This is a genomic window from Streptomyces johnsoniae, from assembly GCF_031845565.1.
Lineage (GTDB): Bacteria > Actinomycetota > Actinomycetes > Streptomycetales > Streptomycetaceae > Streptomyces > Streptomyces johnsoniae.
Genome location: NZ_JAVREV010000002.1, coordinates 392,036 through 409,441, shown reverse-complemented (window position 1 = coordinate 409,441; position 17,406 = coordinate 392,036). Strand labels below are relative to the sequence as shown.

At 72.0% G+C, this 17,406-nt stretch carries 22 protein-coding genes; 10 read left to right on the top strand and 12 right to left on the bottom strand.

Features of this window, described 5'->3' with window-relative positions:
* Positions 1-159 precede the first annotated feature (159 nt).
* Positions 160-1,503: an MFS transporter gene (locus tag RM779_RS04990; RefSeq protein ID WP_311616524.1), complete on the top strand. Its 1,344-nt coding sequence runs from the start codon at positions 160-162 to the stop codon at positions 1,501-1,503.
* Between the two features lie 263 nt (positions 1,504-1,766).
* On the opposite strand, the gene RM779_RS04985 is transcribed toward RM779_RS04990, so the two are convergent.
* Both RM779_RS04985 and RM779_RS04980 read right to left on the bottom strand, forming a co-directional pair.
* Entirely contained in the window at positions 1,767-2,549 is a 783-nt protein-coding gene (locus RM779_RS04985) for an SAM-dependent methyltransferase (RefSeq protein WP_311616171.1), read from the bottom strand.
* Positions 2,550-2,646: 97 nt separating this feature from the next.
* Positions 2,647-2,910: a hypothetical protein gene (locus RM779_RS04980; protein ID WP_311616170.1), complete on the bottom strand. Its 264-nt coding sequence runs from the start codon at positions 2,908-2,910 to the stop codon at positions 2,647-2,649.
* A 223-nt stretch (positions 2,911-3,133) separates the two neighbouring features.
* Here RM779_RS04980 and RM779_RS04975 point away from each other — a divergent pair, with 223 nt between their 5' ends.
* Entirely contained in the window at positions 3,134-4,504 is a 1,371-nt protein-coding gene (locus RM779_RS04975; RefSeq protein ID WP_311616169.1) for a M1 family aminopeptidase, read from the top strand.
* 63 nt (positions 4,505-4,567) lie between these two features.
* On the opposite strand, the gene RM779_RS04970 is transcribed toward RM779_RS04975, so the two are convergent.
* From RM779_RS04970 to RM779_RS04940, 7 genes are all read right to left on the bottom strand, one after another.
* Positions 4,568-5,242 carry a methyltransferase domain-containing protein gene (locus RM779_RS04970; RefSeq protein ID WP_311616168.1) on the bottom strand — a complete coding sequence of 225 codons (675 nt, stop codon included), beginning with the start codon at positions 5,240-5,242 and terminating at the stop codon, positions 4,568-4,570.
* A 48-nt stretch (positions 5,243-5,290) separates the two neighbouring features.
* Positions 5,291-5,479, bottom strand: a complete 189-nt coding sequence (locus RM779_RS04965) for a DUF397 domain-containing protein (protein WP_311616167.1) — start codon at positions 5,477-5,479, stop codon at positions 5,291-5,293.
* Entirely contained in the window at positions 5,476-5,682 is a 207-nt protein-coding gene (locus RM779_RS04960; RefSeq protein ID WP_311616166.1) for a DUF397 domain-containing protein, read from the bottom strand. Before RM779_RS04960 ends, RM779_RS04965 begins: the two co-directional genes overlap by 4 nt.
* The gene (locus RM779_RS04955) at positions 5,679-6,512 is read right to left on the bottom strand and encodes a helix-turn-helix domain-containing protein (RefSeq protein ID WP_311616165.1); all 834 of its coding nucleotides are present in this window, start codon (positions 6,510-6,512) and stop codon (positions 5,679-5,681) included. Before RM779_RS04955 ends, RM779_RS04960 begins: the two co-directional genes overlap by 4 nt.
* Before the next feature lie 141 nt (positions 6,513-6,653).
* Positions 6,654-6,902 (bottom strand): type II toxin-antitoxin system RelE family toxin, encoded by a 249-nt coding sequence (locus tag RM779_RS04950; RefSeq protein WP_311616522.1) that lies wholly within the window; start codon positions 6,900-6,902, stop codon positions 6,654-6,656.
* A complete protein-coding gene (locus RM779_RS04945) occupies positions 6,899-7,273 on the bottom strand; it encodes a hypothetical protein (protein ID WP_311616164.1) in 375 nt (124 codons plus the stop codon). Before RM779_RS04945 ends, RM779_RS04950 begins: the two co-directional genes overlap by 4 nt.
* 49 nt (positions 7,274-7,322) lie before the next feature.
* Positions 7,323-8,075 carry a helix-turn-helix domain-containing protein gene (locus RM779_RS04940; protein ID WP_311616163.1) on the bottom strand — a complete coding sequence of 251 codons (753 nt, stop codon included), beginning with the start codon at positions 8,073-8,075 and terminating at the stop codon, positions 7,323-7,325.
* Positions 8,076-8,123: 48 nt separating this feature from the next.
* Between RM779_RS04940 and RM779_RS04935 the strand changes: the two genes are divergently transcribed.
* The 5 genes from RM779_RS04935 (at position 8,124) to RM779_RS04915 (ending at position 10,527) form a co-directional block, all read left to right on the top strand.
* Positions 8,124-8,312, top strand: coding sequence for a hypothetical protein (locus RM779_RS04935; RefSeq protein WP_311616162.1), 189 nt, complete (start codon positions 8,124-8,126; stop codon positions 8,310-8,312).
* Positions 8,309-8,458 (top strand): hypothetical protein, encoded by a 150-nt coding sequence (locus RM779_RS04930; protein WP_311616161.1) that lies wholly within the window; start codon positions 8,309-8,311, stop codon positions 8,456-8,458. Before RM779_RS04935 ends, RM779_RS04930 begins: the two co-directional genes overlap by 4 nt.
* 4 nt (positions 8,459-8,462) lie before the next feature.
* Positions 8,463-8,678 carry a hypothetical protein gene (locus RM779_RS04925; protein WP_311616160.1) on the top strand — a complete coding sequence of 72 codons (216 nt, stop codon included), beginning with the start codon at positions 8,463-8,465 and terminating at the stop codon, positions 8,676-8,678.
* 78 nt (positions 8,679-8,756) lie between these two features.
* A complete protein-coding gene (locus RM779_RS04920; RefSeq protein WP_311616159.1) occupies positions 8,757-10,196 on the top strand; it encodes a serine/threonine-protein kinase in 1,440 nt (479 codons plus the stop codon).
* A gap of 115 nt (positions 10,197-10,311) precedes the next feature.
* Positions 10,312-10,527 carry a hypothetical protein gene (locus tag RM779_RS04915; protein WP_143659543.1) on the top strand — a complete coding sequence of 72 codons (216 nt, stop codon included), beginning with the start codon at positions 10,312-10,314 and terminating at the stop codon, positions 10,525-10,527.
* Here RM779_RS04915 and RM779_RS04910 read toward each other — a convergent pair.
* Positions 10,461-12,134 (bottom strand): DNA repair helicase XPB, encoded by a 1,674-nt coding sequence (locus tag RM779_RS04910; RefSeq protein WP_311616158.1) that lies wholly within the window; start codon positions 12,132-12,134, stop codon positions 10,461-10,463. The two genes, RM779_RS04915 and RM779_RS04910, sit on opposite strands and share 67 nt — an antisense overlap.
* A 148-nt stretch (positions 12,135-12,282) precedes the next feature.
* On the opposite strand from RM779_RS04910, the gene RM779_RS04905 reads away from it, so the two are divergent.
* Positions 12,283-12,561 carry a hypothetical protein gene (locus tag RM779_RS04905; protein ID WP_311616156.1) on the top strand — a complete coding sequence of 93 codons (279 nt, stop codon included), beginning with the start codon at positions 12,283-12,285 and terminating at the stop codon, positions 12,559-12,561.
* Positions 12,555-12,902, top strand: coding sequence for a type II toxin-antitoxin system PemK/MazF family toxin (locus tag RM779_RS04900; RefSeq protein ID WP_311616154.1), 348 nt, complete (start codon positions 12,555-12,557; stop codon positions 12,900-12,902). Before RM779_RS04905 ends, RM779_RS04900 begins: the two co-directional genes overlap by 7 nt.
* A gap of 21 nt (positions 12,903-12,923) precedes the next feature.
* Here the strand turns inward: RM779_RS04900 and RM779_RS04895 are convergent, their stop codons facing one another.
* On the bottom strand, positions 12,924-13,826 hold the full coding sequence (locus RM779_RS04895; RefSeq protein WP_311616152.1) for an aminoglycoside phosphotransferase family protein: 903 nt from the start codon (positions 13,824-13,826) through the stop codon (positions 12,924-12,926).
* Between the two features lie 32 nt (positions 13,827-13,858).
* Entirely contained in the window at positions 13,859-16,312 is a 2,454-nt protein-coding gene (locus tag RM779_RS04890) for a helicase-associated domain-containing protein (protein ID WP_311616150.1), read from the bottom strand.
* Positions 16,313-16,549: 237 nt separating this feature from the next.
* Between RM779_RS04890 and RM779_RS04885 the strand changes: the two genes are divergently transcribed.
* Positions 16,550-17,404 carry a helix-turn-helix domain-containing protein gene (locus RM779_RS04885; RefSeq protein ID WP_311616148.1) on the top strand — a complete coding sequence of 285 codons (855 nt, stop codon included), beginning with the start codon at positions 16,550-16,552 and terminating at the stop codon, positions 17,402-17,404.
* The last annotated feature ends 2 nt before the right edge of the window (positions 17,405-17,406 follow it).

Below are 17,406 nucleotides of genomic sequence, written 5' to 3'. Positions count from 1 at the left end.
CTTTGTTGAACGTTTCGTCGCTTCCCGGTTGAACCGGAGCGGCACGTTCGTGCTGCTCGGAACTCGTTCTGAGCAACGGAGCACTTGGTGTTTTCAGGCATTGTTTCTGCGCGCCGGGAGGAATCGTCCCCGGTGCGTGCGTGGCTGGTGCTGTGCAGCATGGCCATGCTGCAATTTTTCATCGCGGTCGACGTGACCGTGGTCAATATCGCGCTGCCCTCGATCGGCGCCGACTTCGGCGTCGGCGGTCACGCGCTGACCTGGGTCGTGGTCGGCTACACGATCACCGGTGGCGGGCTGCTGATGCTCGGCGGCCGGCTGGGCGACGTGCTCGGCAGGCGCCGCATCCTGCTGCTCGGCACGGCCCTCTTCGGCGCCGCGTCGCTGCTGGCCGGGCTGGCGCCGTCGTTCCCCCTGCTGGTGGCGGCGCGGCTGCTGCAAGGTGCCGGTGAGGCGATCGCGCTGCCGGCGGCGATGGCGGTGATCGTGCTCATGTTCCCCGAGGGGCCGCGCAGGTCGCGGGCGCTCAGCGTGTGGGCGGCCGTCGCGAGTTGCGGCCTCGTTCTCGGGTTCGTGTTCTCCGGGATCATCACCGAGCTGTTCGGATGGCGGTGGATCTTCCTGGTGTCCGTGCCTTTCATCCTGGCCGTGCTGGCGGCGGTGGTCTTCCTCGTGCCGAGCGTTCGGCCCGCCGAGCGAACGCCGCTTGATCTGCCCGGTTCGTTCCTGCTGACCGCGGCTCCGCTGCTGTTCACCCTCGGGGTCGTCGAGGCGGGGGAGAAGGACAGCACGCTGCCGTGGCTCCCGCCGGTGGCGCTGGTCGGCGCGATAGCGGCCGCGGCCCTGTTCATCGGGGCCGAGCGCCGTTCGCGGAACCCGCTCGTGCCGCTGCGGTTCTTCCGCAACCGGCCGCGCGTCCTGGCCAACCTTGCCACCGCTCTGCTGAGCGCGGCACTGTCCACCTCGTTCCTGCTGTTCACCTACTACCTCCAGGACCGGCGGGGCGCAGGCCCGCTCGAAGCGGGCCTGACGATGCTGCCGCTGGCGGTGTCCCTGGTGGCGGCCTCCGTGCTGGTGCCCCGGCTGCTCGGCCGGTGGGGAGCGCGGGTCTGTGTCCTGATCGGCATCGGCTTCACCGTGCTGGCGATGGCCGCCATCGCGCTGGTCGCCGCCCTCGGCGCGGCCGGTCCTGCGATGATCCCCGCGATGATTCTCACCGCCGCGGGGATGGGCTTCGGGATCGTCGGGCTCCAGTACGCCGCCGTGTCCGGCGTGACGGAAGACGACGCCGGCATCGCCTCCGGCGTCCAGCGAGCCGCCGACCAGCTGGGCGGTGCCACCGGAGTCACGATCTACGTCGGCATCGGGTTCACGCCCGGTTGGGGCGGCGTCGACCCGTTCCTCGTCAGCAGCCTGCTGGCCATCGCCGGGCTCACCGCGGCCGGGTTCGTCGCCGGGCGGCTGTCCGCGGGCGCCGCGGTGCCGGAGTCGGAGCCCGGCTGACCCCTGGCCTGCGAGGTCGTGTCCGCGCCGGTCGTGCCGCTGACGCGCTCCTGGGATCGGTGCGCGGTTGGGCCGTAGCCGCTGGGCAGGTGCTCGACCGTGCACATCCGGGTGACGTGACGGTAGTGCTTCGTAGGTCTCGAAGGCCGCCCGTCCGGGATGGCCCGCGGCTTGTCACCGAGCGCCGGCTTGTTGCCGCGCAGGTCGTCCATCAGCCGGCGTCCGTCCCGGACGGCAAGGACACCGGTCACTGACGCGAGGAATCACGCCGAAGGTCCGTTTTTCTGACCAGTGACGAGCGCGAAAGTCAGAAGTTCGCCACCGTCGGTGTCGAGCATGGGGATCGTGGCACGAGATCCTTGTCTGACGACCTCGTTGGGGGAATGTTCGGCGCAGGCCTCGCACCACAGCTTCCAGTCGAGCCAACCATCGGGTTGCGCCCGGCTTGCGGTGACCTGGAACAGTCCGGTCTGTTCCCACTGGAAGCGCCACCACTCGGGCGTGTGAAAGGACAGGACCTCCCACCCCGCCCCGGATCGCAGATGCGCCGGGGCACCACCGAGCTCGCGCAATTCGCGGTGCAGTGACGGCACGGCGATCGACAGCTGACCGCCTGTCTTGAGGAACTTGCCGATGTAGCCGACGTAGAGATCGTCAGTACCGAAGTAGTGATAGCTGCCCACCGCCAGGATCGCATCGAATTGTTCCGATTCGAACGGCAAGTCATGCGCTTCGGCACGCACGGCGTGGACCTGGTCGCCGACGCCTGCCTGATCGAATCGCGCGGCGTTTTCCTCGGCCGGGACCCACAACTCCGAGGCCCACACTTCGACACCGTACTCGCGCGCCAGGAAGACCGAGGTCATACCCAGTCCGCACCCGAGATCGAGAACCTTCATTCCGGGCCGGAAGGTGCAGTCCCGGCTGAGGTCTTCGAGCAGCCATAGTGGGTTTGGCCCCATACAGTTGTCGACCATCCACTGCGGGTCGTACGTCGCCGCACGCGGGTACTTATCAGGCCTGACGAGTGCATCCAGTGACGTCACTGCACCTTCGTATCAGCCCGCCTCACGACCCGACAACGGAGTTTCTTGGGCAGGGTTATGCCCGCTGGTCTATGTCCGTTTGGCTATGTCCGCTTGGCTATGTCCGCTGGTCTATGTCCGCTTTTCGGCTCAACGTTCCCGCTGCCCTCCTTTCAGGGCTCCACCGCACGGGCACCGGCCGGTCCGGCGAGCGCGGCCACGCCGTCGTCCGCCCCCGGGCCGTGACCGTCAGGCCGAAGTCCTCGATGCCCGGCTCACCTTCCGCGCGCCACCAGGCGTGGGCGGCGACCAACTCGTCCCACAACCGCCGCCGCCCGGCCCGCCGCACGACGACGTCCGGGCCGACGCTGTCGCGTCGCACCGCCGCGGTCCAGCCCGGCCCCACCGGACCCACCCCGCTACTTCTTCTTCTCGTCGTCGCCGCCACCATGCTGACCAGCCATGTGCCCTCTCTCCGTTCTCTCCGTGCGAGCCGGGCCATCACGGTAATGGTGGTGCGGGGGCGCGTGGCAGAGCGCGCGGCTGCGGGGTCTGTCATGCGATGCGCACATTCGGTTGGGCCTTCTCCGTCGAGAATTCCGGGCATGGATCTCATTCAAGGCAGACGATTCCGCCGGTGCCTGCTGCTCGCGGCCGTGCTGGTCGGCACGAGCGCCGGTACCGGTGTCGGTGTTTCCGGGGCGGCGGCAAGCAGTGGGAGCCTCGATGTCACCGACTACGACGTCACGGTGGACTATCAGCCGGACACCCAACTGCTCCGGGGCGTCACGGTGGTCACCGCCACGGCGACCGCGGAGCTGGACCGTTTCACGCTGCACCTCAGCGAGTTGACGGTCCGTTCGGTCACGGTCGACGGGGAGGCGGTGACGTCCTTCGCCCAGGACGGCGCGAAGGATCTCGTCATCGTGCCGGCGACGGCGATCGGGCGCGGCGCCGAGTTCCAGGTGCGGGTCGAGTACGACGGGACGCCAGGGGCCGGGTGGCACCCCACCACGTCGGGCGGGGCCACCGCGTTCCTGGGAAGTTCCAGCGCGTGGTTCACGGCCCACGAGGACGCCCACGACAAGGCCGCCTTCCACCTGACGGCAACCGTGCCGGACGGCTGGAGCGTCGTTTCGATCGGCCGGGAGGGACCGGTGCGCCGCGAGTCCGGCACGGCCACGTTCCAGTGGACGGAGCCCGCGGTCGACCCCGCCCGCATCGCCGTGTCGATCGACCGGTTCACCATCGAACGTGCGGCGCTCGCCGACGGGACCCCGGTCGTCAACGCGTACGCGCCGGAGCTGATGGAGACCACCAAACCGCTGGCGGACCGGCTGCCGGAGATCCTCGACTTCCTCTCCGGCACGTTCGGCCCGTATCCGCAGCAGGCGGCAGGCAACGTCTTCGTGCACGTGAACGACGACGCGCCGGCGACCGCGCCGCAGACCCGGCCGGTGTATCTCGGCGCCGGGAACGAGCAGTTCATGAACCTCGGCACCGTCGTCCACGAGCAGGCCCACCAGTGGTACGGGAACGCGGTCGCGGCTCGCGGGTCCGCGGACAACTGTCTGGCCGAGTGCTTCGCCTCCTACGCCACCTGGCTGTGGGACGAGACCAAGGACGGCGCCGACCTCGACGCCCGCTACCGCGAGCAGGTCATCGCCAACCAGGACAACGCCGGCTTCTGGGCGGAGCTTTACCGCCCCGGCGAAACGCCGGGCATGGGCATGTACACCAAGGGCCCGCTCGCCCTGCACGCGCTCCGCGCGCAGGTCGGCGACGAGGCGTTCCACCAGCTGATCAGGCAGTGGCCGCAGGAACGGCGCGGCGACTACGCCGACTGGCCCGAGTTCGAGGCGTTCGCCGAGACGGTCACCGGACAGGACCTCACCGGCTTCTTCCAGGCGTGGTTCCGCGACGGAACGGTGCCCGCGGACGAGTACCTCTGGCCCGGCGGGGTCACCTCCGGCTGAGGTGACCCGGATGGGGTGGGCCGGACTCCGGTGCCGCAGCGTGGAGTTCGCCGCATGCCCGAACTACACGGCCGTGACGGGAACGGGCCGGTCGGGGGAATCCAGCCAGGGCGTGGTGCGTTCGCGGGTGACGGTCAGCCCGAAACGCCCGACTCCCGGCCTGCCCCGCCGGTCCCACCACCGCCAGCCCGCCGAACCATCCCCCGTGACGACGCGCGGGGTGAGGCCGGTGTCTTTCAGCGCCCGCCGCGCCCGTTCGGCGACGCCCGCGTCAACCTCCACGGTCGTGACGGCGACACTGCCGAGCCGGTGGGCCAGCAGCCCGGCGTTCCACCCGGTCCCGGTGCCGATCTCCAGCGCGGTCATGCCCGGCCGGACGCCGAGGTCGGCCAGCATCTCCAGCACCAGGCTCGGCATGGAGGCGGAGGAGGACGGCACCACGCCGCCGTCCTCGCCGTCGTGCCGGCCGTCGTCCCACTGCACCGTGACCGGCACATTCGCCTCCGCCGCCCGCTGCCAGCGCACCGGGTCGACATCACGGTCGACGAACACGTGCCGCCCGGAGGCTGTGTCGAACGGCCATATCCGCGACGGCAGGAACCGTGCACGCGGTACGGCCCGGACCGCCTCGACCCACTCCGGAGCGATGCCCTCCGGAGTGAACGCCGCCGCTTCCCAGTTCACGAGCCCGGCTTGCGGTGGGGCGGCGGAGGAGCCCTTCTTGTCATCCTCGGGCATGTGCAACCTCAGTGAACGGCGCGCGGTCGTTCGCAAACGTTCCGAAGGTCAGCGGGCGTTCAGCCGACCGGACTTGGCGGCCTTGATGAAGGGGTGCCAGGCGGTGGCGGGGATGAACAGCGCCGGGCCGCTTGCGTTCTTGGTGTCGCGGACGGGGATGGTGTGGGGGACGCCGTCCGCGACCTCGACGCAGTTGCCGCCGTCACCGTTGCTGTAGCTGGAGGTACGCCAGTTCATGATGGGTTGGTCTCCTTCAGGCTGTCGATGAACGGCTGCCAGGCGGTGGCGGGCACGAAGAGCGCCGGGCCGGTGCGGTCCTTCGTGTCCCGGACCGGGACGCTGTCGAGGATGCCGTCCGCGACCTCGACGCAGGAGCCGCCGTCACCGTTGCTGTAGCTGGAGGTGCGCCAACCGGCGGTCCGCAGTTCGGGCTTGCTCATCGGTCCTCGTACTCCTTGATTAGCGATTCGATCAGGGTGAGGGACGCCTCGGGGGAGAGGGCGGCCGCCCGGAGCCAATCGTAGGACCGGCGGTAACGGGCGTGCACCTCCGGATCGTCGATCAGGCGACCCGAGAATTCGTTCTCGATGTACACCATCGGTGGGGCGTCCTCGAAGGTCAAAAACGTGATCATGTGGTTCAGCGGGGGCGGCATGGCGGAGGCCAGCGGGAAGATCTGGATGACCACCTTCTTCTCCCGCACCGCGGTGGCGAGGTGCAACAGTTGTGCGTGCGCTGCCGCGGGCCCTCCGGTGCCCGCGCGAATCAGCGTCTCGTGCAGCACGACCCAGAAGCGCGGCTGGTCCTTCTCGAAGAACCGCCGGGAACGCTCCAGCCGGGCGGCGACCATCTCCTCCACCTTCTCAGGTGGGCGGAGCGGGTCGGCCGCCTCCATAAGTGCCCGTGCGTAGGCCTCGGTCTGCAGCAGCCCCGGGATGAGTGTCGGCGCGTATTCGAGGATGGCGGTGGCGATCTGCTCCAACTCCGCCGTGTCGGCGAAGTATTCGGCAAGCCGCGACGCCTTCTTGATGGCCGTGGCCAGGTCCTTGAAGAAGCTGTCCGTGCCGAACTCGCGGTCGAGCAACTGCGCCAGGTCCGGCTGGAGTTTCCGCTCCGCCCGTTCGATCTGCGCCAGGTACCCGGCGCCCGTGAACACCCGTGTCCCCAACTGCTCAAGGCTCAGCCCGGCTTCCTCGCGCTTGGCGCGCATGTGCGCGCCGCAGAACGCGGCCGGTGACTCGCCGGGATTCAGTGGCTTTTTGTTGACCACGGCCTCACTGCCCCTCCGTGCGCCAGCGCAGGTGCGCTGTTCAAAGGCTGTCCACGGTAGCGCCTCCCGCGTCACACTGTAAGCAAGTAGTCACACAAGGGCACGAAAGAGGGATGTGAGCCGGTGTGCGAGGCAGCCGCCTCAGCGGACACGGCCGACCAGGTCGACGGCGATCACGACCGGTTGGCGCTGCTTGATCGTGTACCAGACCCGGTAGCGCCCGACGTGGATGCGGTACTTGCCGCCGCCGCAGTCCAGCGCACCATCGGGACGGGGGTTACGCGGCAGCGTGTTGACACTGTCGAGTACTTGGTCGACACCGTCCCGGTCGTCCTTGCGGTACCGGGTCAGCGCGTTCCTGGCGGCCCGCTCCCATACGACCTGGCTCAGGACGTCATCCGGCCCTGGAGCTGGTCCTCCAACTCCTGCGTGGTCACGGGTGCGGCGGTGCCGCGCTGCCGGTCCAGTTCTCCCTGGAGCAGCCCGAGGGCGTCTTCGAGGACTTCGAGGACGGCCGGCGAGACGACGACCGCGACGGTCTCGCCGGTGGCGTCGGTCAGCGACAGCGTCTTGGCCTCGTGGGCGAAGGCCAGCGCTTTTTCCGCGTCGAGGGCCGGGGGGTCGCCGTCCTGTTCGCGCTGGTCGAGTTCCTCACGCGTCCGGGCCACGTAGCGGGCGATGGCATCCAGTCGCCGGGCTGCGTCCCCGATGGGCAGGGCGGGTACCGGCCCCTGGCAGGCATCGAACTGTGCGGGGTCCATGCGGGCACCGTGGCACAACGCGTAGCGGCTCAGCAACCCTGGGAGCATGTCAGGCCATTGCCGGCCACGCTCTCAATGACCTGCGCGCCGTATGAAGCGGCGAGGCGTCCCAGACGAAAATCTGTGTCGATGGACCCGATGGGGTCGCCGGTCTCACGGCAGGCAGTCCTCCAGGTTCCGACCGGGAAGGTCCTTCTCCGTGATGGCTCCATAGAGCAGCTCTACCGCCCGGGGAGCGGTGATGGCCCCCTGCGACCATGCGGCAAGCGCGGCCCGACGCCATTGCGTGCCCGTAGCCCGCTGGAGGCGATCCGTCGGGGTGTGGCGGGATCAGAAAGCCGTGACCGGTCAGCCACTGGGCATGGCGGGCATGCTCTTCGAGTCGGGCGTCCAAGCGGTACCGCGCGCGAGACGCCGTGTCCGCGTCCTCCTCCGCCAGTCCGCTGCGGCGTGAGACCAGTGCTTCCGGCGGGCGGGTGACGAGATGCCCCAAGGGGACACCGAGTGCCTCGGCCAGCCGGAACAGTTCGAGCGCCGTAATGCGCCGCTCGCCGGCCTCTATGCGCACGACGACGGTGCGCTCCAAGTCAACCTGTGCTGCCAGGTAGCCCTGGCTCAAGCCGGCGGCGAGACGTGCTTCGGCGATTCGCTCGCCCAGCTCCGCGCGGCATCCATGTGTGTGATTTTTGCACCCCCCGGCTCGAAGCGGTACGTCCTTGCTGGTGGGGCCTGGTGCTTTCGGTCGTGCGCCAGCGCAGGTGCGCTGTTCAAAGGCTGTCCACGGTAGCGCCTCCCGCGCCACGCTGTGAGCAAGTCATCACAGATAGGCACGGAAGAGGGGTGTGAGGCAGTGTCGATCCTCCATGGACGCACGGACGCCGAGAGCGCCGCGCACGAACTGCGGGAGGCGCTGGCGGGCAGCGGGATCACGTTGCCCTCGCTCGGCATCGACCCGCTGTACCCGCTGGTGGAGCTGGGGCGTTGCAACGCGGAGACCGCGCTGCGGCTGGCTGCCGCGCTGCGGAGGTGCGGGCGGTGAAGGAGGAGAAGGAGGAGAAGGAGCCGCAGGAGGCGGCGGAACGGGAGCCGGAGGAGGCGGTGCCGTTCGACGACACGACGGAGGCGCTGCGGGTGCGGCTGGCCGAACTGTCCGAGCGGGTGCGGCTGCACCTGGAAGGGCGGTGAGGTGATGGTGGTCGGGGTGCTGGTGGCCGTGGAGATCGACGCGCGTTCGGTGCTGCGCGGGGATCAGGTCATGGTCGGGGGCCAGGCGTTCACGGTCAGCGACATGGTGACGGTGCCGGGCGGCAAGCGGCTGGAGTTCGTCTCGGGCGAGACGTTGACACTGCGCGCCCACACGGTGCTGTGGGCCAGCCGCCGGATCATCCCCCGGCGCCGCGCCTGAGGTTGGGTGAACGGCTGGGCAGGGCGGATGCCGTGGTGTGTAATCCCGTGGGGGGCGAGCGCGAGGGGGAGAACCTTGGTGGACGGACTGCATCCGACCGATCCGCGGCAGGTGGGGCGGTATCGACTCGCCGGGCGACTTGGGGCCGGCGGAATGGGCCGGGTGTATCTGGGGCGTTCACCCAGCGGGCGGCTGGTGGCGGTGAAGCTGGTACGGCCGGAGCTGGCCGGGGACCCGGGCTTCAGGGTCCGGTTCGCGCGGGAGGTGGCGGCGGCCCGGCGGGTCACCGGTTTCTTCACCGCCGCCGTGGTCGACGCCGACCCCGACGGCCCGTCCCCGTGGCTGGCCACCGCCTACGTACCCGGCCTGCCCCTGGACGAGGCCGTCGCCGCCCACGGGCCCTGGCCGGTGCGTTCGGTGCGGGCGCTGGGCGCGGGCCTGGCCGAGGCGCTGGAGGCGATCCACGAGGCCGGTCTCGTCCACCGCGACCTGAAGCCCTCGAACGTGCTGATCGCCCCGGACGGCCCGCGCGTCGTCGACTTCGGGATCTCCGTGGCGGCCGAGGCCACCGCGCTGACCCGCACCGGCATGGTCGTGGGAACGCCGGGGTTCATGGCCCCCGAGCAGCTCACCGGGGCGCCCGTCACCCCGGCCACCGACGTGTTCGCGCTGGGCGCGGTGCTGACGTACGCGGCCACGGGCACGGGACCGTTCGGCACGGGCTCGGCGCAGGCGCTCAACTTCCGTATCGCGTACGAGGAACCGGACCTCGGCGGCCTGCCCCCGTCGGGCCTGGAGATCGTCGCCGACTGCCTGGCCAAGGACCCCGCCCGGCGCCCGGCGGTGCCCGCGCTCGTCGAGGAACTCGCCGTCGTTCCGGCCGGCGACCACCCGCCGACCGAGATCGTTCCGGCGGCTGTGACGGCGACTGCGGATTGGCTGCCGGGGCCGGTCGCCCAGGCGCTGCCCGGCACCATTACCGCGCCTGCCCCGGTGGCCGCGCCCGCCGCGCCCCCCGCGCCTGCCCCGGTGGCCGCGCCCCCCGCGCCTGCCCGTTCCGCGACCCCAGCACCTGCCCGTTCCGCGACCCCGCCGGGCGCGTCCGCCGCACCGGGCGGCCTGGTGTTGCGCCGGACGTTCGCCTACTGGTGTGCCATCGCGGTGCTCGTGCTCGCCGTGGTCCTGCCATCCCGCAACGGGCACGCCGCCCTGACCGGCATCACTGAGGGCACCGGGCCGTGGCCGTTCGTCCTCGTCGCCGCGCTCAACGCGGCGACCTGCGGCCTGGTGCTCGCCGTGCTGTACCGCGCCCCCGCCGCTCCCGTTCCGCTCTGGGCCCGCATCCCGCACACGCTCATGAGCGTTTTCACCACCGGCCTGTTCGCGTACTTCCTGTACTGGCACGTCGTGGACGGGGAGGTCGACCGACTGGGCCCGGGCGCGTGGCTCTTCGGCCTCGGGTGCCCGGTGCTGATCTACAGCACCTTCCAGTTCCGGGCCCCCGGCCGCCGACCCTGAGGGGTGGTGCCCGGGTCCCTAGGGGGCGCTCGCCCGCGAGGGGGAGGGGAGCGGGGGAGGCGTTCCGACCGGGGGGCGATGCGGGGCGGGGGCGGTCGGCGGCAGGGTGGAGGGCATGAGTACCGCGACTGTGCGGCCCGCCGCCGCCACCCCTCTGGTCCGTGCCCCGCGCCTGCTGGGCACCGCGCTGCGCGCCGTCGGCGTGGTGGCGGGTGCCGCGTTCGAGGTGGTCGTCCTCGGGCGGGTGGCGGAGGAGGCGCTGCGTTACACGCCGCCCAGCTCCTCCTCGCCGCCCGCGGCGAGCACATCGCCCGCGTCCATGATCCGGTAGGCGTAGCCCTGTTCGGCCAGGAAGCGCTGCCGGTGCGCGGCGAACTCCTGGTCGATGGTGTCCCGCGCGACGACGGAGTAGAAGCGCGCCTCGTGCCCGTCCGCCTTGGGGCGCAGCACCCGGCCGAGCCGCTGCGCCTCCTCCTGCCGGGAGCCGAACGTGCCGGACACCTGGATGGCGACGGTCGCCTCGGGGAGGTCGATCGAGAAGTTGGCCACCTTGGACACCACCAGAACGGACAGCTCCCCGGCGCGGAACGCTTCGAACAGCCTCTCCCGCTGCGCGTTGCTGGTCTCGCCCTTGATGACGGGCGCGCCGAGCTGCTCGCCCAGCTCGTCCAGCTGGTCGATGTACTGGCCGATGATCAGCGTCTGTTCGCCCGCGTGCCGGTGCACCAGGGATTCGGTGATGCGGCGCTTGGAGTCGGTGGTCGCGCAGAAGCGGTAGCGCTCCTCCGGCTCGGCCATGGCGTACGCGAGCCGTTCGGAATCGGTGAGGTCGACGCGTACCTCCACGCAGTCGGCGGGCGCGATGTAGCCCTGGGCCTCGATCTCCTTCCACGGCGCGTCGAACCGCTTGGGCCCGATCAGCGAGAACACGTCGGACTCGCGGCCGTCCTCCCTGACCAGCGTCGCCGTCAGGCCGAGCCGGCGGCGGGCCTGGAGGTCGGCGGTGAACTTGAAGACCGGCGCGGGCAGCAGGTGCACCTCGTCGTAGACGATCAGGCCCCAGTCGCGGGAGTCGAACAGCTCCAGGTGCGGGTACACGCCCTTCCGCCGCGTGGTCAGCACCTGGTACGTGGCGATGGTGACCGGCCTGATCTCCTTGCGGGTGCCGCTGTACTCGCCGATCTCGTGCTCGGACAGCGAGGTGCGGCGCATCAGCTCGGCCTTCCACTGGCGGGCCGAGACGGTGTTCGTGACGAGGATCAGCGTGGTCGACCGCGCCTTGGCCATGGCGCCGGCGCCGACCAGTGTCTTGCCCGCGCCGCAGGGCAGCACGACGACGCCGGAGCCGCCGTGCCAGAAGCCGTCGATGGCGTGCTCCTGATAGGGGCGCAGGTGCCAGCCCTCCTGGTGCAGCTCGATGGGGTGGGCCTCGCCGTCGACGTACCCGGCGAGGTCTTCCGCGGGCCAGCCGAGCTTGAGCAGCGCCTGCTTGATCTGGCCGCGCTCGGAGGGGTGGACGATCACGTTGTCCGGGTCGATGCGGGCGCCGACCAGCGGCTGGATGCGCTTGGAGCGCAGCACCTCCTCAAGCACCGGCCGGTCGGTGGTCTGGAGGACCAGGCCGTGCGCGGGGTGCTTGAGCAGGCTGAGCCGCCCGTACCTGGCCATCGTCTCGGCGACGTCGACGAGCAGCGCCTGCGGCACCGGGTAGCGCGAGAACGTCACGAGCGCGTCGACGACCTGCTCGGCGTCGTGGCCCGCGGCCCGCGCGTTCCACAGGCCGAGCGGGGTCACCCGGTAGGTGTGGATGTGCTCGGGCGCCCGCTCCAGCTCGGCGAACGGCGCGATGGCCCGCCGGCAGTCATCGGCCCTCTCGTGGTCGACTTCGAGCAGCAGCGTCTTGTCGCTCTGCACGATGAGTGGCCCTGCTGCCTCCATCTGCCCTCCTCAAGGTCTCGGCTCCGCGGCGTCGGGTCGCGGCCAAGCCTCCAGTGTGGCACTTGCCGCCAGCTTGGGTGGCTCGCTCGCCTTCCCGGCCGGGCTATGCTGTATTGCAGATGTAAGACGGCGTCGCGGGAGGCAAGCCATGGGAGATCCGGCGGAGACGGCCACCAGCGCACCGGCACAGGTCAGGTTGTCCGCTCAGGACTGGGCTGATCTGCGGGAGACCATGCGGATACTCGGCCTCGGCACCACCTCGGAGGCGTTGCGCGAGGCGATCCGGCTCCTGCACCGGGAGGCCCGTCAGGTCCAGGCCGCGCAGAGCATCGCGGAGTTCTACGCGGACGCCGAGCCGCCGCTCCCGGTGACGGACGCGCTGGTGACGGAGGCCGACCTGGCGGCAGCCGACCGGGCCGAGTGGTGAGGCCGCCCATCAGCCTGCCACCGCTGCGGGGCCAGGTGTGGGTCTGTGCGTTCCCCGCGCAGATCGGTCCGCACCCTGCCGTGATCCTCACCGCGAACGCGATCTCGCGGCGGCTCGCGGGAGTCACCGTCGTCCTGATCAGGGGGACACCGGGGCCGCGGGGGACCCACGTGCCGGTGGGACCGGAGAGCGGACTGAAGAAGTACGCCGAGTCGTACGTCGACTGCACCGAGCTGCACACGGTGGGCAAGCCGAGGCTGCGCCGTCCGCTGGGCCTGCTGGCTCAGGCCGAGCTGCGCGCTGTCGAGCTGCGGGTCCGTGACGTGCTCCAGCTCGACTGAGCCGCCACAGCGGAGCCCAGCTCAGCGGTGGGTCAGGAGGGTGGTGGCGATGGTGGTCTGGTCGGGGGGCAGGGTGGGGTCGCCGTCCTCGATCGACCACAGGCCGTTCTGGAGGACGCGGGCCAGTGTCCAGCCCTTCGCGCGGTCGCGGTCCAGCGACAGGGCCTCGGTCATGAGGTCGAAGCGCGGCAGGATCTCGTCCGGGTCGAAGCGGTTGTCGAGGGCGGGCAGCAGGTCGAAGCCGACGTCGCCGACCAGCGGCTCCGGGTCGATCGCGAGCCAGGGCTCGCCGCGGTCCGCGTCCGGGCGGGGGGCGAGGACGTTCTCGTAGTGCAGGTCCCAGTGCAGCAGCGCGCCGCCCGGCTCGTCGAGGAGCTCGCGCGTGGCCGCGGCGCAGTCGGCCAGCAGGCGCCGGTCGTCGTCGCGGGTGAGGCGGGGGAGCGCCGCGGGGGCCTCGGCGGCCATGGCGCCGGCGATGTCGCGCAGGTGGCGGGTGCCGGGCGGCGGCGGGACGGCGGTGAGGCGGCCGAGGAGCCCGGTCAGCAGGCGGCAGGCGGTGCGGCTGCCTGGTACCTCGTTCAGGGAACGGGCCGGGTCGAGCGCTTCCAGCAGCAGCGATCCGGTGTCCTCGTCGTGCGCGAGCAGCCGCACCGCGCCGTTGCCGTCCCAGGCCCGCAGGGCGGGGGCCTCGCCCGCGTTCTCCGGCGTTCGCGGGCGGATCTTGAGGGCGGCGGGGGAGCCGTCGGCCCGCTCGACGGGCAGGACGAGCGCGAGCATGCCGTGCCGGGCGGGCCCGGTGGGGCGCAGCCGCCAGTGGTCGAGCATGCGGGCGGCGAGGCCGGGCAGCGCGGCCGTCCAGGCCCGGCCGGCGTCGCCGTTGGACTTGGCGTGGTACCCGGCGAGTCCGTCCGGAACGGTGATCATCTGTCGCTGTCCCCCAGGGGAGAGGTCCTGGTTCACTGGCCGGCGTCGGCGCTGCCGGTGATCCGGTGCAGTGGGTACGTCCGCACCTCGTCCGCGGTGTGGTCGAACGCGGTCACGAAGCCGCCCTCGACGCGCACCGGGGACACGACCCGGTGGGCCGCGAGGCCGTCGGCCCCCACGTAGCCGATCCGCACGAGGGCGCCGGAACGGGCCGCCGCCTGGAGCGTCCGCAACGTCGTGGCGGCCGGCGTGCGCGGCGGCGGGCCGGCCGCGTCGGGCACGCGCCCGCCGGGTGTGCGCCCGCCGGGCGCGCGGGGCGTGTCCAGCGCCGCGTGGTCGCCGGCGCGAATCGCGCGTACGGCGGCGCTCAGCAGCGTCTCGTCCGCGCCGGGCGGGGCGTCGGGCGCCGGCTCGGGAGCCGTGCGCGGGGGCGTGCGGTGCGGCTCCGCGTGCAGGGTGAGTACCGCGCCCTCGGTGGACTCGGCCGCGGGCGCGAGGCCGAACTCGCGCAGCCGCGCCAGCAGCGTGTCGGGCGGGGAGGCGGAGACCACGATGGTCGGCGCGATGCGGCGCAGGCGCAGCCCGTCGGTGCGGCGGTCGGCGAGCACCTCGTCGAGCAGCGCCTCGTCCTCGCAGCGCAGATAGCTGCCCGCGGCGCCGACGCGCAGCCGGCCGTACCGTCTGGCCACGTCGTCGACGAGGTACGTCAGCGGCTGCGGCACGGGCGTGCGGGAGCGGGCGGCGAGGAAGGCGTGCAGTTCGGCCGCCGTCCACCCGGCGTCCAGCGCGCGGCGGACCGAGGCGGGCGTGAACCGGTAGACGGTGGCCGCGCCCTTGGACTCGACCTCCGCGGCCAGCGCCATCGCCTGCCGCAGCTCCGGCAGCAGCGGCCCCGGCGCGACGGCCGTCAGATCGGCCTGCACGAGTACGTGATCCACCGGCCGGGGGAGCAGGGGCGCGAGCCGCGCCGCGGCCTCCGCGGCCTCCGCGGCCTCCCCATCCCTGTCCCTGTCCCTGTCTCTGTCCGTGTCCCTGTCCTGCGCCCCGCCGTCGAGCAGCGGGCGGACGAAGGAGGCCAGCGCCCCGCGGCCGGTGAACCCCAGCAGCTCCGCCTCGGCCAGCGTCGCCGCACACATCCGGGCCCGCGGCTCCTCGGGGAGGCGGCGCGGCAGCTCCCAGCGGATGCGCCGCGCAACCGCTTCGGGATCGGGCGCGTGCCCCGGCTCGGTGCCGGCCAGCAGCCGCAGCGTCGCCAGGCGCAGCTCCGCGGCCGGGCCGCGGTCGAGGCCAGGGCCGAGCGCGGCGAGCAGCCGCCCCTTCGCGTCGCGCGAGCCCACCAGGCCCGGCACGCGGGTCGCGGCCAGCCAGGCGGTCGCCAGGCGCACCCAGCGCCGCTCGGGCGGCTGCTCGCGCCAGACGTCGTAGTCGGGCGTCGGCGCGAACCGTTCGTCGGCCTCGCCGTCCGCGGCCACCAGCCCTGCGCTGTAAGCGAGTTCGAGCCAGAACGCGGCGTCCGGCTCCGATACGTCCAGGGTGACCGCGAGGCGCTTGAGGTCCCGCACCCCGAGCCCGCCCGAGCGCAGCACGGCGGGGGTCTCCCGTTCCCACGCGCCGAGCAGCTCCTCCACCACCGCGAGCGCCGCGCCGGCGGCGCCCGCCGCGGCGATGTCCACGGCGGCCGGCTCGTAGGCGGCGCGGGCCGTCGGCTCCGGCGGCATCGGGTGCAGCTCGCGGTGCGCCCGGCCGCCGCGCAGGTGCAGCGCGACCTCGCGCGGCAGGACGACGGTGCCGGGCGAGGTGGGCATCAGCAGGGCGCGGTCGAGGAGCCAGCGCAGGTGCGGCCCCGGCCGGGCGGTGATCTCGCCGTAGGGCGGGCCCCAGGCCAGCCGGTCGAGGACGGAGAGGGACTGCTCCGGCGCCCCGGCGAGCAGGTCGCCCAGCCGCGCCGGGTCGGTGAACAGCGCGGCCAGCGCGGTCAGGGCGCTGACCGGGTCGTGCGTGGGCGGCAGTCCGGTGCGGGCGAGCAGGTCCTGCATGCGGCTGGGCGAGATCCCCGAGGCGGTCTCGGCGAGCGTCGGGCCCAGGCCCGTGCCGCTGGGCCGGGCGGCACTCGGGGCGAGCAGCTCCTGCGCGGTGCGGACCAGGCGCAGGCCCTCCGGTCTGCCCCAGAGCAGCGCCCGGGCGCGCAAGGTGGCGAGTGCGCCGGGCAGTTGCTCCTCACCGCCGGGCAGCAGGGCGGCGAGAACGGGGTACTGGCAGGGCTGCGGGGCAGCGGCCAGCGCCTCCGCGGTCTGGAGGGTGAACGTGTCGAGCCGTTCGAGGGCGCGCAGCACGGAGGCGCGGGTGCCCGCGCGGGTGGCCAGCTGGGACAGGTCGCCGGGCAGCGGGGACAGCAGGTCGGCCCTGGCGCGCAGCAGCCCGGCCAGCTCCGCGTCGGAGCGGGATCGCAGCTCGTCGGCGAGGGTGCGGGGGCTGGTGGCGGTCATCCGACCAACGGTAGCGGCAGGAGTGTGTGCCGCGCACGGGACGCCGCGGTACGGCGCGCTGAACTCCTCACCACGACTCGCGACGACCTCGCGACGACCGCGCGACGACGGGAAGCCCTTCAGGGGCAACATTGCACCGTGGCAATCGTGCGTTCGGGTGAGTGTGTAGGCGAGTGGACTCGGGGGGTGAGGGGGCGGCAGACTCAGCAGCCAGCCGAAGGAAGGACCGAAGACACGATGCCGCCGAGGGAGAATCCGACCGCCCGACAGGCGCGCCTGGGTGCGGAGTTGAGGAAGCTGCGCGAGCGGGCGGGCCGGACGGCCCGGGAAGCCGCGGGCATGCTCGGCACCGACCAGGGCAAGATCAGCCACATAGAGTCCGGCCGCATCGGCGTCAGCGAGGAGCGCATCAGAAAGCTGGCGACCTTTTACTCGTGTGCGGACCACGCCCTTCTCGATGCCCTCTGCGAGATCGCCCGTGAGCATCGCGGACAGTTCTGGTGGGACGAGTATCGTGGCATGGTTGCCCCGGGCCCGTTGAACGTCGCCGAGCTGGAGCACCACCTCGTCGGCATGCAGATCATGCAGACCGTGACCGTACCCGGCCTCCTTCAGATCGAGGACTACGCGCGTGCCCTCTTCCGCGGCAACGTCACGGAGCTGCCGCCGGAAGAGGTCGAGACGCGCACCGAGTTCCGGATGCGGCGCAAGGTCGTACTGGAACGCGAGAACCCGCCGCCGTTCGACGTCTTCATCCACGAGGCGGCGCTGCGGATGCGGTTCGGCGGGCGCGCCGTCGTGCGGCGGCAGCTCGAATACCTCATGGCCTCCTCCGAGCGGCCCGACATCACGGTGCGCGTCGTGCCGTTCACCAACGAGGACTTCTTCGAGGCCGTGCAGCCCGTCCTCTACTCCACCGGCGTCGTCCCGCAGCTGGACACCATCCAGATCGACACCCCCTTCGGCGGCGGCTTCCTCGACGCCGAGGCCGACGTGCTGGCCTACCGGGCGTTCTTCGCCCGCGCCCGCAAGGTGTCGTTGAACGCGGTCGAGTCCCGGCAGCTCATCCACCACATCGCGCGAGAACTCTGAGA

Coding starts and splice junctions, on each gene's coding strand:
- RM779_RS04960 (WP_311616166.1), bottom strand. CDS start 5,682: ATGAGCAAGCCCGAACTGCGGACCGCCGGTTGGCGCACCTCCAGCTAC.
- RM779_RS04910 (WP_311616158.1), bottom strand. CDS start 12,134: ATGGAGGCAGCAGGGCCACTCATCGTGCAGAGCGACAAGACGCTGCTG.
- RM779_RS04970 (WP_311616168.1), bottom strand. CDS start 5,242: ATGCCCGAGGATGACAAGAAGGGCTCCTCCGCCGCCCCACCGCAAGCC.
- RM779_RS04925 (WP_311616160.1), top strand. CDS start 8,463: ATGGTGGTCGGGGTGCTGGTGGCCGTGGAGATCGACGCGCGTTCGGTG.
- RM779_RS04990 (WP_311616524.1), top strand. CDS start 160: ATGGCCATGCTGCAATTTTTCATCGCGGTCGACGTGACCGTGGTCAAT.
- RM779_RS04965 (WP_311616167.1), bottom strand. CDS start 5,479: ATGAACTGGCGTACCTCCAGCTACAGCAACGGTGACGGCGGCAACTGC.
- RM779_RS04885 (WP_311616148.1), top strand. CDS start 16,550: ATGCCGCCGAGGGAGAATCCGACCGCCCGACAGGCGCGCCTGGGTGCG.
- RM779_RS04905 (WP_311616156.1), top strand. CDS start 12,283: ATGGGAGATCCGGCGGAGACGGCCACCAGCGCACCGGCACAGGTCAGG.
- RM779_RS04895 (WP_311616152.1), bottom strand. CDS start 13,826: ATGATCACCGTTCCGGACGGACTCGCCGGGTACCACGCCAAGTCCAAC.
- RM779_RS04915 (WP_143659543.1), top strand. CDS start 10,312: ATGAGTACCGCGACTGTGCGGCCCGCCGCCGCCACCCCTCTGGTCCGT.
- RM779_RS04890 (WP_311616150.1), bottom strand. CDS start 16,312: ATGACCGCCACCAGCCCCCGCACCCTCGCCGACGAGCTGCGATCCCGC.
- RM779_RS04975 (WP_311616169.1), top strand. CDS start 3,134: ATGGATCTCATTCAAGGCAGACGATTCCGCCGGTGCCTGCTGCTCGCG.
- RM779_RS04945 (WP_311616164.1), bottom strand. CDS start 7,273: ATGGACCCCGCACAGTTCGATGCCTGCCAGGGGCCGGTACCCGCCCTG.